The sequence below is a fragment of the Microvirga arvi genome, from assembly GCF_016892765.1.
In the GTDB taxonomy this organism is placed as follows: domain Bacteria; phylum Pseudomonadota; class Alphaproteobacteria; order Rhizobiales; family Beijerinckiaceae; genus Microvirga; species Microvirga arvi.
In genome coordinates, this window is the sequence record NZ_JAFEMD010000203.1 from 1 (window position 1) to 878 (window position 878).

2 protein-coding genes are annotated in these 878 nt (G+C 61.2%); both read right to left on the reverse strand.

Going from position 1 to position 878, the window contains the following annotated elements; all coding sequences use genetic code 11:
• On the reverse strand, window positions 1-434 hold a 434-nt coding region (locus ILT44_RS30535; protein ID WP_239468654.1), incomplete at its 3' end, for an IS5 family transposase.
• Complete coding sequence (locus tag ILT44_RS32120; protein ID WP_372441303.1) at window positions 353-817, reverse strand: transposase; 465 nt, start codon at window positions 815-817, stop codon at window positions 353-355. The genes ILT44_RS30535 and ILT44_RS32120, both read right to left, overlap by 82 nt.
• Window positions 818-878: the final 61 nt, after the last annotated feature.

Below are 878 nucleotides of genomic sequence, written 5' to 3' on the forward strand. Positions count from 1 at the left end.
TAGGTCGTGTGGACGGATTTGATGAGGATAAAGCTCAGAGCAAGCGCGACGACCGAGCTGTAGTTCTCGTCAGTCTTCTCGCAGCGTAAAGCAACGCGTTTGAAGCGCTTGAGCTTTCCCATGGTCTGCTCGATGCGAGCCCGTCCACGGTAGAGCGCCTTGGGAAAGAACGTGGGCTGCTTCTTAGTATTGGACCTGTATGGGATCACCGGGCAGATCCCTCGGTCGCGGGCAGCCTGTCGGTTGGCTTTGGCGTCATAGCCCTTGTCGCCCACAGCCGCCCGCGGCGTGATGCCGGGGCCAAGATCGAGCAGCGTCTCGAAGTGAGGACTGTCGCTGACCTCACCGCCGGTCAGGCAAAAGCCCAGCGGGTCGCCATCCCAGTCGGTCTTGAGGTGGATCTTGGTTGAGAACCCACCCCGGGAGCGGCCCAGAGCCTGTCGGTTCTGCCCCCTTTTGCGCCTGCTGCCGAGACATGCGCCCGCACGATAGTGGAGTCGAACATCTGCACCAGGTGTGCGGTCTCGCTCAGAGCCGCCAAAGCCTCGAAGAAGGCCTCGAACACGCCGGCCCGGCTCAAGCGCCAGAACCGCTTCCAGACTGAGTTCCAGTTGCCAAAGCAGGAGGGCAGTGCCCGCCACGTGATGTTATGGACGGTGAAATAATGCAGCGCTTCGAGGAAGCGGCGGTCATTGCGGCCCTTGGCACCTCGCCGGGAACACGAGGCAGCAAAGACCTGCAGCACCTTTGCCCAATCGTCCTCCATCATTCCCGTCAGCATGGTCGCGCCTCCTGAAGCCGACCCGCCATGAATCATCGACGCGCTGATTTGGGAATCTACCTACCCGTTGCTCAACCCAATCCGTCCACATGGCCTA